The organism is Corynebacterium neomassiliense (genome assembly GCF_900626215.1).
Lineage (GTDB): Bacteria > Actinomycetota > Actinomycetes > Mycobacteriales > Mycobacteriaceae > Corynebacterium > Corynebacterium neomassiliense.
The window spans coordinates 2,431,725-2,444,862 of the sequence record NZ_LR131106.1 but is presented as its reverse complement, the minus strand read 5'-3'; the positions used below and the strand labels follow the sequence as shown (position 1 = coordinate 2,444,862).

The window sequence follows — 13,138 nt, the reverse complement described above, 5'->3', positions numbered from 1 at the left end:
TGACCGCCCTGCTATCCTCACCTGGTGATCACGATTCTGGACGGCACAGATTTCCGCCACCGCGATTTCCGGGAACTGCTCCGACTTGCCGGCGACTTCGACGATGACGCCCTGGACAGGGTCATCGCCACCGAACTGCCCGGGATGTCGGTCCTGGGCCACCGTACCGACGGGACCCTGACCGGGGCAGCGGCGTTCGAACCGGACTCCGGCAGCCTCGAGTACATCGCGGTCGCGTCTGCGGCACAGGGCAGGGGCACCGGAACTGCTCTGGTCAGGGCGGTGCGCGAACAGCTCCCCGGTCGTGACGTCAGTGCGCGGACCGACGATGACGCGGTGGACTTCTACCGCCGTCTCGGCTTCACCGTCACCGCAGCCCCGGAGGATCCCCGGTGGCCGGGGAGGCGCCGCTACCACTGTGTCCTGCCCGGCACAGCCCGCCTCTGATCTTCTCTGACCCGCACGGGGACGCTCCGAGCCAACGCCGAGCCCACGCTGAGCCCCACGGCCGGGCATGACCCCCCGGTCCGGCTTCCCCCCACCCGCCGGTACGCCTGGTGGAGGCACCAGGTACAACCGGTGCCATGACCGTCACCCCGAACCTCACGTCCACCACCACGCGCCGGCACGGGCACACCGTCCACAGTTCCCTGCTCACCGCTCCGCTGGTGCATCCCGGCACAGACCCTGCCGGCCGTACGATCGACATCTTCGCCCGCGAGTACGTGCCCGACGGCGGCGAGGACCTGCCCCGGCTCCTGTTCCTGCAGGGTGGCCCCGGCCACGGAGCACTGCGCCCGACTGCCCCGACCCGGGAGATCGGCGGCTGGCTCGGCGAGGCTCTCCGCCACTACCGCGTCATCCTCCTCGACCAGCGTGGCACCGGCCGTTCCACTCCGGTGGACGCCGCCTCCCCTGACGCTCTCGGCCCCACCCCGGCCGCCCGCGCGGAGTACCTCACCCACCTGCGCGCGGACAGTATCGTCGAGGACGCCGAACTGCTGCGCTCCGCGCTCGGCTCCGGCCCCTGGTCACTGCTCGGCCAGTCTTTCGGCGGTTTCTGCATCACAACGTACCTTTCACGGCATCCGGAGGGGGTCCGGGAGGCGTTCTTCACCGGTGGTCTGCCCGGCTACGCCCACGACCCCCGCACCCGTGCCGACGACATCTACCGCGCCACGTACGCCAAGACCGCGGTGCGCAATGAACGTTTCCACGCGCAGTTCCCCGGCGTGGAGCGGACGGTCAGGGACATCTGCCGTCATCTCGACGGTGCCGACGAGCTCCTGCCCACCGGTGAACGTCTGACCTCGCGCCGGTTCCGTATGGTCGGCATGGACCTCGGACGCACCGGCGGCTTCGACAGTCTGGCCTACCTGCTGGAGGACCCCTTCGTCAGCGTCCACGGGGAGAAGCGGCTGCGGACCCCGTTCCTGCTGGGAGTGTGCGACAGGGTCCGTTTCTCCGACGCCCCGCTCTACGCCGTGCTCCACGAGTCGATCTACGCCATGGGCGGGGCGACGGCATGGTCGGCGGCCCGGGTGGGGGCGACCCTCCCCGGTTTCACCGACGAGACCGACGCCGGTGACCGGGACGCCCCGGTCTACCTCACCGGTGAGCACATCCGGCCCTGGTTGTTCGACGAGGATCCCGCACTGCGCCCGTGGAGGGAGGTCGCCGACCTCCTCGCCGGGAAGGACGACTGGACGCCGCTCTACAACGCCGACGTCCTGTCCCGTACCGCTGAGCAGGGTGTCCGTACGGCTGCTGCGGTGTACCTGGACGACATGTTCGTGCCCTTCGAGCTGTCGATGGAGACCGCCTCCCACATCAGCGGACTCCGCCCCCATGTGACAAACCGCTGGGAGCACAACGGGCTCGGCGTCGACGGTGCGGGCCTGTTCCGCACACTGCGGGAGCTGGCTCTCGATCACTGATACGGCGGTGGGTACCCTGACACTCCGTGAACAGCTCCCGGGACACCGTCCGCCTCCCCACCCTGATCTCCCTGATCCTCGGCGCCTGCGTCGGGTCGGGGATCTTCGCGCTGCCCCAGAACGTGGCGAATGTGGCGTCCCCGGGTGCTGCGGTGATCGGATGGTCGGTCACCGGTGTGGGGATGCTGTGCATCGCTTTCGTCTTCCAGGCCCTGGCGCTGCGCAAACCCCACCTGGATTCCGGGGTGTACAGCTACGTGCGTGCCGGTCTGGGGGATTTTGTCGGGTTCATCTCGGGCTGGGGCTACTGGCTGGCGAGCATCATCGCCCAGGTGGGGTACGCGACCCTGTTCTTCAGTTCGATGTCCTACTTCCTGCCGGTGTTCGACGGACGCCACCCGCTCGTCAACGCGGTGTGCGTGTCGGTGCTGAACTGGGTGATCTTCGCGGTGCTGGCCCGTGGCGTCCGCCAGGCTGCGGTGATGAACATCGTCACGACGGTGGCGAAGCTCCTCCCCATCGCCGCCTTCCTCATCTTGGTGACGTTCCTCGGTTTCCACACCGAGATCTTCACCGCGGACTTCTGGGGGCGTGCACTCACTTTCGGGGAGGACGGTGATCAGGCGGCCAGCCTGTCCACACAGGTCAAGGGGATGATGCTGTTCACGGTGTGGGCGTTCATCGGGGTTGAGGGTGCTTCGGCCTACTCACGCCGGGCGAAGACGAGACGGGACGTGTCCCTGGCCACCCTCCTCGGCTTCCTCGCCGTGTTCGTGCTGCTCCTGCTGGTGAACTTCCTGTCGTACGGGGTGGCGTCCCGCGAGGAGCTCGCCGCGATGGGCGACAACTCCATGGCCGAGGTGCTCAGGCTCGTCGTCGGCGACTGGGGCGGGGCACTGATCTCGGCGGGACTGTGCATCTCCGTGCTCGGTGCGTACGTGTCCTGGCAGATGCTCTGTGCCGAACCGTTGACGATGATGGCCCGGGACAGGCTGCTTCCGGTGAGGCTCGGCCACATCAACCCGACCGGCGCACCGGTCGCCGCCCAGCTGCTGTCGGCGGTCGTCATCCAGCTGTTCATCGTCGTGTTCTTCCTCAACGAGTCCGCGTACACCACGATGGTCCAGCTGGCGACGTCCCTCTACCTCATCCCGTACCTGTTCGGTTCGCTGTACCTGGTGTTCCTCTCGACCCGGGGCCACGGCATCCGCCACCCTGAGGAGGGACGTTCGGTCAACCTCGACGGGCCTGAGGTTCCGGTGCGGACCAACCGTCTGCATCTGGTGGTCTCCCTGGTCGCGTTCATCTACTCGGTGTGGCTGTTCTACGCCGCCGACCCGAAGTTCGTGCTGCTGGGCATGGTTCTCGTGGTTCCCGGGGCGGTCACCTACGTGGTGACGCAGCTGCGTGAGGGACGTCGTGTCTTCAACGCCTTCGAGTGGGTCATCGCCGCGGTGGTGGCCGTTGCCGCGGTCACCGCTGTCGTGCTCATCGCCGACGGTTCGGTCACCCTGGACTAGAAACACCGGTGTAGAAACACCGGCGGCCCTGTTCCGGCTCCGGCCCGCCCGACCTGCCGTGTCGGCTACACTCTGGGGAACACCCACCCCCGAAACCTCCGGCGGAGGCGACATGTCAGTTGTTCTCTGGGTAGTCAACATCATCCTGGCCGTGTCTTTCGTGGGCTCCGGGCTGATGAAGATCGGACGTGCCCGGGAGAGTCTCGTGGAGTCAGGTCAGGAGTGGGCGGACGGTTTCAGTGAGAACACCGTCAAACTCATCGGGGCGGTCGAGTTCCTCGGCGCCCTGGGCCTGATCCTCCCCCGTGCCCTCGACATCCTGCCGGTGCTCACGCCGGTGGCGGCCACCTGCCTTTTCGTCGTGATGGTGGGTGCGGTGACGACCCATGTCCGGCGGGGGGAACTGGCCGTCAGAGGACAGGCCGCCCTGTCGCTGGGACTGCTCACCGCAGTCAGCGCCGTGCTGGGTTTCGCCACCCTGTGATGTGCTGCCGTGTGCGGCGGTGCGGGGACGCCGGGTTCAGTCCCGCTCGCCCCTGCCGTCACCGTTTCTGCCGTCGTTGCGGCGCCGCCGGCGCTGCTCCCACAGCACCACGGCCGTCGACCGGGGAACGTGGACGATCTCCCCGTGCCGTCCCACCGCTGAGGACGCCGACCTCTCCGCCTCCGCGACCCGGCGCCGCAGGCCCGCGTTCTCGTCCTCGAGTTCGCTGACCCGCCGCTGGAGCTCGATGATGGCGCGGATGCCGGCGAGGTTCACACCCTCGTCGTGGCTGAGTCTCTGGATCTCCATGAGCTGCCGGATGTCGTCGCGCGAGTAGCGGCGTCCTCCGCCACTGGTCCGTTCGGGGGTGACCAGCCCCAACCTGTCGTAGGTACGCAGGGTCTGGGCGTGCATGCCGGTGATCTCCGCGGCAACGGAGATCACGAAGACCTCTTTGTCACCTTTGTCCGCCATGACCGGTCACCTCAGTTCCCGGCCCAGTTCGCCCTGGGGTCGAATCCGGAGCGTTTCTCCTCCTCGGCGTACCGGCGCAGTGCGCTGGCCGCACCTTCGTCAAGGTGCCTGGGCACGGTGACCCGCACGGTGACGAGGAGGTCGCCGGAGTTGCCGTTGCGCTTGGTGACCCCACGACCGCGCACCCTCAGGGTGGTGCCGTCGGCGGTACCGGCGGGAACCCGCACCCTGACCTTGGAGTCCAGGGTCGGCACGGTGATCGTGTCCCCGAGTGCGAGTTCGGTGAAACTGACGGGGACCGTGACCTTCAGGTCGTCGCCGGACCGGGTGAACAGCTTGTCCGGGCGCACGTGCACGGTGACGAAGAGGTCACCGGCGGCGCGCCCCCGCTCCCCCGCCTCACCCTGGCCGGCGAGGCGGACCTTCTGGCCGTCGACCACACCGGCGGGAACCCGGACGGTGATGGTCCGGGTGCGGGTCACCCTGCCGGAGCCGCCGCAGGCGGTGCAGGGGTCCTCGATCCGGGTGCCCGTGCCGTTGCAGTCGGGGCAGGGGCGGGAGAACCCGAAGGCACCACGGTTCTCCGAGATGATCCCGTCACCTCCGCAGGTGGTGCACCGGGTGACGGATGTTCCGGGTCGGGCACCGGAGCCGTGGCACACGGTGCACGGGGCCGGGCTGGTCAGCCGGATCGGGACGGTGACGCCTTTCGTCGCCTCGCGGAAGTCCAGGGTGATCTCTGTCTCCACGTCAGCGCCACGGGAACGCCGGGTTGTGCGGGTTCCCTGCCCGCCGCCGGAGCCGAACATGCCTCCGAAAAGGTCGCCGATGTCGAAGCTCTCACCGTCGCCGGTGAACCCGCTGAAGCCCCGGGAGCTGCCCCGGTATCCGCCGTAGTCACCGAAACTGCCGCCGAATCCGCCCGTTCCGCTGGCCGCCATGGCCTTCAGTTCGTCGTATTCGGCGCGCTTGTCCTTGTCGCCGATGACGGAGTACGCCTCCGAGGCCGCCTTGAAGCGTTCTTCGGCTGCGGCGTCCCCGGGATGGGAGTCCGGATGGTTGTCCCGGGCGATCTTCCGGTACGCCTTCTTGATTTCGTCAGCACCGGCCGAGGACGGGACACCCAGGACACCGTAGTAGTCCTTGTCGATCCACTCCTTCTGTGCCACAGTCGTGCTCTCCCTTCCCGGCTTGACGCCTGTGATTGAAACTTGAGTCTAACACGCTAAGGACTATCTCCTGCAACGCGCCGGCAGCGGCCGGCATTCCCGGGCGGTAGGGTCGGTCACATGTTCTTCAGAGGCCTCCGACACCGCCGGGAGATGCAGGACTCCACCCCCGACACCATGTTCCCCCACCTGCCCCGGCGCAGCGCGGACATCCTGCGGGACGAGGCACTGCGCGAACTCCACAGGCTCGGATACCGCACCTCCTGGCGTCCTGACGGCTACATCTCCGCCACCCGGGGTGACACCACGGAACTCGTCGGCCTCGACAACCTGTCCCTCCAGGTCGCCCAGGAGACCGAACTCGGCGAGGAGCCGGGGCGCAGGGAGATCGCCGAACGGGTACGCAGGATGCTCGACGCCGTCTCACACCGGATCGACCCGGAGACCCTGACCGAGGCGGAGTTCCTCCGGATGCTGAAGGTCCGGGTGGTCAACCGGGAGATGCTCAGCTCCGTCACTGCGGAAAACGGCCAGCAGTTCAGCCGTACCACCCGCGCATGGACCGACGAGCTCGTCACCTCGCTCGTCATCGACACCCCCACCACCGTCATGACCGTCGCCGACAGGACTCTCGCAGCCCGGCACCTCGACACCGACGCGGACCTCGGGGACCTCTGGCACGCCGGCCACCGCAACCTCTGGCAGGAGCTGGTGGACGCCGAGGTCGACGTCAACGAGATCCACGGCGACGACCCGGGAGCGAACTTCTGGGTGGTCGAGTCCTCCTCGTTCTTCCTCGCCTCCGCGGTCCTGTTCCTCGAGGACCTGCTGCCCCGCTGGATTCCCGATCTGGACACCTCGGACGGCGTGATGGTGGCGGTCCCCCACCGTCACCTGCTTCTGCTGCGTGCCGTCACCACCGGCAACGACCTGCTCACCGGCATCAACACCGTCAGCTCCGTCGCCGTGGTCCAGTTCACCGAGAGTCCGGGACCGGTCACCCCGAAGCTGCACCTGTTCCGTGACGGTGCGGAGGTCCTCCCCTTCACGGACATCACCGACAACGGTGACGGTCAGCGGGTCATCCAGGTCTACCCGGACGACTACCTCATGGACCGGATCAACGAGGGCCGGCCTCCCGGAGGGTCCGCAGGTCCCGGACTCCCGGGTTTCCCCGACCCTGACGGGGGATACTGAAACTCCCGTATCCCCTGACCCCCTCATACCCCCCGGTGCCCCCCTGAGCTCTCACCGGCATCCGGTGGCACCCACGGTGCACCGGTCCCCCCGGACCGCTCCGACCGGCGTTACCGCGGGTCGGAGATGACCACCATGGCGGTGCGCAGGGTACGGTCACCGATCCGGAAGCCCCGGCGCAGCACTGTGCCGATCACCTTCTCATCTCCGGAGGAGGTGTCCTGCACCGCCTCGTGGAGGGCCGGGTCGAAGGTGTCCCCTTCTGTACCGAAAGCCTCGATGTCCAGTTCGTTGAACACGGACGTCAGCTTGTCAGCCACGGCCTTCAGCGGTCCGGTGAGGTCGCCGTGCTTCTCGGCGAGATCCAGGTCGTCCCGCAGCGGCAGCAGCCTGACAGCCACATCGGCCTTCGCGGCCTCGCGGATGGAGACCCGGTCACGCTCGGTACGCCGCCGGTAGTTGGCGTACTCCGCGGTGATCCGCTGCAGGTCTGCGGTCCGCTCGGCGAGCTGCTCCTCAGCGTCGGAGAGCTCTCCCGAGTCGTCGATGTCGGCGTCCGCGGTCTCTGCGACCACGTCCTCGACATCCCCGGCGAGGGCGTCGACGGTGTCAGCGGCATCGGTGCCGGCTGCGTTCACGGCGTCCTCCTCAGGGGTGGTCCCGGGCATCGGGGTCTCGGTGTACTCCTCGTCGGTCTCCGACGGTGAGCCGGGGTCGGCGGGGTTGGGGGTGGTCACTTCGCATCATCCTCGTCGACGACCTCGGCGTCGACGACGACGTCGTCGTCCGCTGAGCCGTTGGTGGAACCGTCGGAGGAGGTGGCCGAACCACCCTCGGCGCCGCCCTTTGCAGCCTCAGCCTCGTAGATGGCCTTGCCCATCTCCTGGCTCTCGGCGGAGAGCTTCTCGACGGCGTCCTTGATGGCCTCGACGTCGTCACCCTTCAGGGCTTCGTCGACGGCGGTCGCGGCGTCCTCGACCTTCTTCTTCGTGTCCTCGGAGACCTTGTCCTCGTTCTCGGAGAGGAACTTGCGGGTCTGGTAGGCCATGGACTCCGCGGAGTTGCGGACCTCCTGCTCCTCGCGGCGCTTCTTGTCCTCCTCGGCGTGGGCCTCGGCGTCCTTGATCATCTGGTCGATCTCGTCCTGCGAGAGGCCGGAACCGTCCTGGATGGTGATCGTGGACTCCTTGCCGGTGCCCTTGTCCTTCGCGGTGACGTGGACGATGCCGTTGGCGTCGATGTCGAAGGTGACCTCGATCTGGGGGACGCCACGGGGTGCCGGTGCGATACCACCGAGCTCGAAGGAACCGAGCAGCTTGTTCTGCTGGGCCATCTCACGCTCGCCCTGGAAGACCTGGATCTGCACCGAGGGCTGGTTGTCCTCGGCCGTGGTGAAGGTCTCCGAACGCTTGGTCGGGATGGTGGTGTTGCGCTCGATGAGCTTGGTCATCACGCCACCCTTGGTCTCGATACCGAGGGACAGCGGGGTGACGTCGAGCAGCAGCACGTCCTTGACCTCGCCACGGAGCACACCGGCCTGCAGTGCGGCACCCACGGCGACGACCTCGTCGGGGTTGACGCCCTTGTTCGGTTCCTTGCCGCCGGTCAGTTCCTTCACCAGGTCGGTGACGGCGGGCATACGGGTGGAACCGCCGACCAGCACGACGTGGTCGATGTCGTTGACGGAGACGTCGGCGTCCTTCAGCACCGCGGCGAAGGGCTTCTTCGTCCGGTCGAGCAGGTCCTGGGTGATGCGCTGGAACTCGGTGCGGGACAGGGTCTCGTCGAGGAAGAGGGGGTTCTTGTCCTCGTCGACGGTGATGTACGGCAGGTTGATGCTGGCCTGCTGGGAGGAGGAGAGTTCGATCTTCGCCTTCTCCGCGGCCTCACGCAGACGCTGCAGTGCCATCTTGTCCTTGGACAGGTCCACTCCGTGGGCGCTCTTGAACTTGTCGACCAGCCAGTCGACGATGCGCTGGTCCCAGTCGTCACCGCCGAGCTTGTTGTCGCCGGAGGTGGCGCGAACCTCGACGACACCGTCGCCGATCTCCAGCAGGGAGACGTCGAAGGTACCGCCACCGAGGTCGAAGACGAGGATGGTCTGTTCCTTGTCGCCCTTCTCAAGTCCGTAGGCCAGGGCGGCCGCGGTCGGCTCGTTGACGATCCGGAGGACGTTGAGGCCTGCGATCTGCCCGGCGTCCTTGGTGGCCTGACGCTGGGCGTCGTTGAAGTAGGCCGGGACGGTGATGACGGCGTCGGTGACGTCTTCGCCGAGGTAGGATTCCGCGTCCCTCTTCAGCTTCATGAGGGTCCGGGCGGAGATCTCCTGGGCGGTGTACTTCTTGCCGTCGATCTCGGGGGTGGTCCAGCCGTCGTCGCCGATGTGGCGCTTGACGGAGCGGATGGTGCGGTCGACGTTGGTCACCGCCTGGTTCTTGGCCGACTGACCGACGAGCACCTCACCGTTCTTGGCGAAGGCGACGATCGACGGGGTGGTGCGGGAGCCCTCGGAGTTGGCGATGACGACGGGTTCGCCGCCCTCCAGAACTGCTACCACCGAGTTGGTGGTACCGAGGTCAATTCCCACTGCGCGTCCCATAGTGACGTCCTCCTGATGTGTTTGATCGTTGATGATCGAGGTTTGTTAAGTGAGCCGGGCTCAAGTCTGCCTCCGCGATCCGGAGGAGTCAACCTGAGTTGAGTTCCACTCGCTCAACTTCATGACATCCGGTACAACGGCGCACACCCCGAAGTTGTTCCCGATGCACTCAACTTTTTTTCGGGACGCCGCCTGCACCTACCATCAGACCCCATGAGCCTGCCGATGAAGCTGTTCGCCGCCTACGTGAAGCGGACCCGCCACAGCACATGGGCGTCCGCGGACAGGGTGAGGGAGATCATGTCCCGGCCCCGCCACTCCGCCGCGATCCCCCACGAGCTCTACCAGGTCAACCATGTCACCGGCCACGAAGTGACCACCGACGACGGCACTTTCACCGTCCACTCCCTCGTCCCCGCCACCGACGCCCCCCGCGACACCCCCCTCGACATCTGCGTCTACCTCCACGGCGGCGGCTACGTCAACGGCCTCGACGACAGGCACTGGAAGTTCGTCAGCGACATCGCCGGCGCGGGAATGAAAGTCATCGTCCCGGACTACGGCCTGGCCCCGGAGCACACGGCGTCCTCCGCCCGTACCCTGCTCGACAGGGTCATCGGGGACGCCGCGGACGAGGCCCGGGACAGCGGCCACCGGCTGTGCCTTGCCGGGGACTCCGCAGGCGGCGGACTCGCCCTCGGCTGGATGCTCACCACAGGACGCCACGATGCCCGCGACCCGGTGGAGCGGATCGCACTGGTGTCCCCGTGGCTCGACGTGTCCTGCACCACCGAGGGCCTCGACGCCCTCGTCGACGACGATCCCTGGCTGCACCCCGACGGTCTCCGCGTGGCAGGCCTCGCCTGGGCGGGAGCGGACACCGCAGGCGGAGTGGACATCCACGATCCGCTGGTCAGCCCCCTGGCGGCACCGGACACCGGCCTGGCCGCCCTACCGCCGACGGCGGTGTGGACCGGCACACGTGACATCCTCCACGCCGACGCCCTGGCCCTGGGCGCGCGGATGCACCGCACCGGTGCCACGGTGGACGTGCACACCTGCGACGGCGCCGTCCACGTCCACCCGCTCACCCCCACCCCGGAGGGGAAGGCCGCCCGGGAGGAGGTCATCCGGTGGCTGAGCAGCTGACCTGCCCGGCCACGACCGAAGACCGGTGCCGTAGGCCGGTCCCGTAGGCCGGTCCCGACGACCGGTACAATGACCGGAGCGCAGGGCTCCCCGATTAGTCGACGCTCCTTCCCGGACTAGTATGGAACAGTCCATACCGCACGCCGGGCGAACATGTGCTCCGACGGAACGAAGAGATCAGATGAACGAACCCTCAGATCCCCAACGCCCGAAAGGCGGAGACCGGCCCCGCGAGACCGCGGCGTTCGAGGACACGGAGTTCTCTTTCGGAAAAGCTGCGTCAACGCCGCCGACCTCCCGCCAGGGCTACCTCGCCGATGTGGTGGAGAGTGACCACCCCGACGTCCCCGACGACGGGACCGTCATCGACGCAGAGATCGTCGACGAGACCGGACCTGCCGGTGACCACGGCCGCTCCACCGCGTCCCGGCCGCCCGTGCTGGGGTCGACCACCGACCCGGAGATGACCGGCATCATTCCCGCGGTCCGGGACGACAGTGAGCGCCCCGGCACCGGACCCGGTACTGCCGGCTCCGCCGCCGCCGGGTCCGCCGCAGCAGAGGAGACGGCCGTGGGTGCGGTACCTCCGGTCGCGGCGTCCCCGTCCGGCCAGACGTCCCCGGAGGGCGTCCCCGCGGGCGGTTCAGGCGGCGACGGAAGTGACGGCGGCGACGACGGCGGCGACGGCAGATCCTTCAGTTTCCGCAGCGTGCCGCCCTGGGCGTGGATCCTGGTCATCGGCGTCGTCCTCGCCGTTCTCGTCGGACTCTTCGCCGCCAGCCTCATGAGGCACAACAGCGTCTCGGACTCCTCACCGCTGACGAGCGTCGTTCCGAGCTACGGACGTCCGACCGCGTGGAACTCCACGACACCGACCACGACGAAGATCCCGGACAACAGCGCAGGCCTGGGCTACGACGGCTACGGCTACGGCTACGGGGACCAGTCCGGGGACGACAGCTGGAACGACGGCAGCGACTGGACCGACACCACCGAGGAGCCTGACACCTCCGGTCCGACGGGCACCCCCTCAACCGGCGCCCCGGGCACCGGACAGGAGACCCCCGGTGGAACCGGTACCCCCGGCACCGGCGGCGGCACCACACCGGGGACGCCGGGCACCGACCCCGGCACCGGTACCTCACCCGGCACCGACCCGGGCACCGGGGGCACGCCGGGCACCGGAGGAAACCCGGGTACCGGGGGCACACCGGGAACAGGCGGAAACCCGGGCACCGGAGAAACGCCGGGGGCCGGTGGCGGCACGACCCCCGGTACCGGTGACGGGGACTCCACCACCACCGAATAACGGGGCAGAAGGCACGGCACCACCCCCGTACTGGCATGATGGGAAAAATGAGCACCACACCGAAGCACCCTGTGGAGCTTCGTCCCCTGGACCAGTCGACGAAACTCCAGAACGTCCTCTACGAAATCCGTGGCCCGGTGAACGCCGAGGCAGAGCGTATGGAGGCCGACGGTCACCGGATCCTCAAGCTCAACACCGGCAACCCCGCGGCCTTCGGTTTCGACGCCCCGGACACCATCGTCCAGGACATGATCGCCGGACTGCCCTACGCCGCCGGCTACTCCCAGTCCAAGGGAATCCCCTCTGCCCGGCGGGCCGTTGTCGCCCGCTACGAAGTCATCCCGGACTTCCCCCCCTTCACCACCAATGACGTCTACCTGGGCAACGGGGTCTCCGAGCTGATCACCATGGTCACCCAGGCCATGCTCAACGACGGTGACGAGGTCCTCATCCCCTCGCCGGACTACCCGCTGTGGACTGCCGCGACCACACTGGCCGGGGGCAAGGCCGTCCACTACCTCTGCGACGAGGAGAACGACTGGTTCCCCTCCGTCGAGGACATCGAGTCGAAGGTGACGCCGCGGACGAAGGCGATCGTCATCATCAACCCGAACAACCCCACAGGTGCGGTGTACAGCCGCGAGGTGCTGGAACGGATCGTCGACATCGCCCGGGAACATTCTCTGCTGGTGCTCTCCGACGAGATCTACGACAAGATCCTCTACGATGACGCCGTGCACGTGAACACGGCGTCCCTGTGCCCTGACCTGCTGTGCATCACCTTCAACGGATTGTCGAAGGCCTACCGTGCGGCCGGTTTCCGGTCCGGGTGGATGGTCCTGACCGGGCCGAAGGAGCACGCGAAGGGCTTCATCGAGGGCATTGAACTGCTGTGCTCCACCCGGCTGTGCGCCAATGTCCCCGCCCAGTACGGCATCCAGGTCGCACTGTCGGGACGCCAGTCCATCGAGGATCTGGTCCTGCCGGGCGGACGACTGCTCGAACAGCGCAACGTGGCCTGGGAGAAGCTCAACGAGATCCCGGGCGTCAGCTGCGTCAAACCGATGGGGGCACTGTACGCGTTCCCGAAGCTCGACCCGAACGTCCACGAGATCCACGACGACGAGCAGTTCATGTTCGACCTGCTGCGGGCCGAGAAGATCCACCTGGTCCAGGGCACCGGGATGAACTGGCCGACACCCGACCACTTCCGTGTGGTCACCCTGCCGTGGGCCAGGGACCTGGCGGAGGCGATTGAACGGCTCGGCAACTTCCTGGCCAGTTACAAGCAGTGACCGGG

At 67.7% G+C, this 13,138-nt stretch carries 12 protein-coding genes; 8 read left to right on the top strand and 4 right to left on the bottom strand.

Going from position 1 to position 13,138, the window contains the following annotated elements; genetic code table 11:
- Positions 1–24 precede the first annotated feature (24 nt).
- The 4 genes from E0E18_RS10690 (at position 25) to E0E18_RS10675 (ending at position 3,941) form a co-directional block, all read left to right on the top strand.
- On the top strand, positions 25–447 hold the full coding sequence (locus E0E18_RS10690) for a GNAT family N-acetyltransferase (RefSeq protein ID WP_202616732.1): 423 nt from the start codon (positions 25–27) through the stop codon (positions 445–447).
- A gap of 137 nt (positions 448–584) precedes the next feature.
- Entirely contained in the window at positions 585–1,937 is a 1,353-nt protein-coding gene (locus tag E0E18_RS10685; protein ID WP_130840748.1) for an alpha/beta fold hydrolase, read from the top strand.
- Between the two features lie 26 nt (positions 1,938–1,963).
- The gene (locus E0E18_RS10680; RefSeq protein WP_110482166.1) at positions 1,964–3,457 is read left to right on the top strand and encodes a basic amino acid/polyamine antiporter; all 1,494 of its coding nucleotides are present in this window, start codon (positions 1,964–1,966) and stop codon (positions 3,455–3,457) included.
- A 112-nt stretch (positions 3,458–3,569) separates the two neighbouring features.
- A complete protein-coding gene (locus E0E18_RS10675; RefSeq protein WP_066586584.1) occupies positions 3,570–3,941 on the top strand; it encodes a DoxX family protein in 372 nt (123 codons plus the stop codon).
- A gap of 36 nt (positions 3,942–3,977) precedes the next feature.
- On the opposite strand, the gene E0E18_RS10670 is transcribed toward E0E18_RS10675, so the two are convergent.
- Positions 3,978–4,415 carry a heat shock protein transcriptional repressor HspR gene (locus tag E0E18_RS10670; protein ID WP_130840746.1) on the bottom strand — a complete coding sequence of 146 codons (438 nt, stop codon included), beginning with the start codon at positions 4,413–4,415 and terminating at the stop codon, positions 3,978–3,980.
- Positions 4,416–4,426: 11 nt separating this feature from the next.
- Complete coding sequence (gene dnaJ, locus E0E18_RS10665; protein ID WP_066586579.1) at positions 4,427–5,584, bottom strand: molecular chaperone DnaJ; 1,158 nt, start codon at positions 5,582–5,584, stop codon at positions 4,427–4,429.
- Between the two features lie 120 nt (positions 5,585–5,704).
- Between dnaJ and E0E18_RS10660 the strand changes: the two genes are divergently transcribed.
- Entirely contained in the window at positions 5,705–6,781 is a 1,077-nt protein-coding gene (locus E0E18_RS10660) for a DUF1444 domain-containing protein (RefSeq protein WP_066586577.1), read from the top strand.
- Positions 6,782–6,891: 110 nt separating this feature from the next.
- On the opposite strand, the gene grpE is transcribed toward E0E18_RS10660, so the two are convergent.
- Positions 6,892–7,518 (bottom strand): nucleotide exchange factor GrpE, encoded by a 627-nt coding sequence (gene grpE, locus E0E18_RS10655; RefSeq protein ID WP_066586574.1) that lies wholly within the window; start codon positions 7,516–7,518, stop codon positions 6,892–6,894.
- Entirely contained in the window at positions 7,515–9,380 is a 1,866-nt protein-coding gene (gene dnaK / locus E0E18_RS10650; RefSeq protein ID WP_110482169.1) for a molecular chaperone DnaK, read from the bottom strand. The genes grpE and dnaK overlap by 4 nt, the downstream gene beginning before the upstream one ends.
- 213 nt (positions 9,381–9,593) lie before the next feature.
- On the opposite strand from dnaK, the gene E0E18_RS10645 reads away from it, so the two are divergent.
- The 3 genes from E0E18_RS10645 (at position 9,594) to E0E18_RS10635 (ending at position 13,133) form a co-directional block, all read left to right on the top strand.
- A complete protein-coding gene (locus E0E18_RS10645) occupies positions 9,594–10,529 on the top strand; it encodes an alpha/beta hydrolase fold domain-containing protein (protein WP_237559747.1) in 936 nt (311 codons plus the stop codon).
- Positions 10,530–10,710: 181 nt separating this feature from the next.
- On the top strand, positions 10,711–11,838 hold the full coding sequence (locus E0E18_RS14040; protein ID WP_202616731.1) for a hypothetical protein: 1,128 nt from the start codon (positions 10,711–10,713) through the stop codon (positions 11,836–11,838).
- A gap of 38 nt (positions 11,839–11,876) precedes the next feature.
- Positions 11,877–13,133 carry a pyridoxal phosphate-dependent aminotransferase gene (locus tag E0E18_RS10635; protein WP_066589460.1) on the top strand — a complete coding sequence of 419 codons (1,257 nt, stop codon included), beginning with the start codon at positions 11,877–11,879 and terminating at the stop codon, positions 13,131–13,133.
- Positions 13,134–13,138: the final 5 nt, after the last annotated feature.

Excerpts from the sequence above, each read along its gene's own strand:
- E0E18_RS10685 (WP_130840748.1), top strand. The coding sequence starts at position 585 with ATGACCGTCACCCCGAACCTCACGTCCACCACCACGCGCCGGCACGGG.
- E0E18_RS10675 (WP_066586584.1), top strand. The coding sequence starts at position 3,570 with ATGTCAGTTGTTCTCTGGGTAGTCAACATCATCCTGGCCGTGTCTTTC.
- E0E18_RS10670 (WP_130840746.1), bottom strand. The coding sequence starts at position 4,415 with ATGGCGGACAAAGGTGACAAAGAGGTCTTCGTGATCTCCGTTGCCGCG.
- E0E18_RS10660 (WP_066586577.1), top strand. The coding sequence starts at position 5,705 with ATGTTCTTCAGAGGCCTCCGACACCGCCGGGAGATGCAGGACTCCACC.
- dnaK (WP_110482169.1), bottom strand. The coding sequence starts at position 9,380 with ATGGGACGCGCAGTGGGAATTGACCTCGGTACCACCAACTCGGTGGTA.
- E0E18_RS10645 (WP_237559747.1), top strand. The coding sequence starts at position 9,594 with ATGAGCCTGCCGATGAAGCTGTTCGCCGCCTACGTGAAGCGGACCCGC.
- E0E18_RS14040 (WP_202616731.1), top strand. The coding sequence starts at position 10,711 with ATGAACGAACCCTCAGATCCCCAACGCCCGAAAGGCGGAGACCGGCCC.
- E0E18_RS10635 (WP_066589460.1), top strand. The coding sequence starts at position 11,877 with ATGGGAAAAATGAGCACCACACCGAAGCACCCTGTGGAGCTTCGTCCC.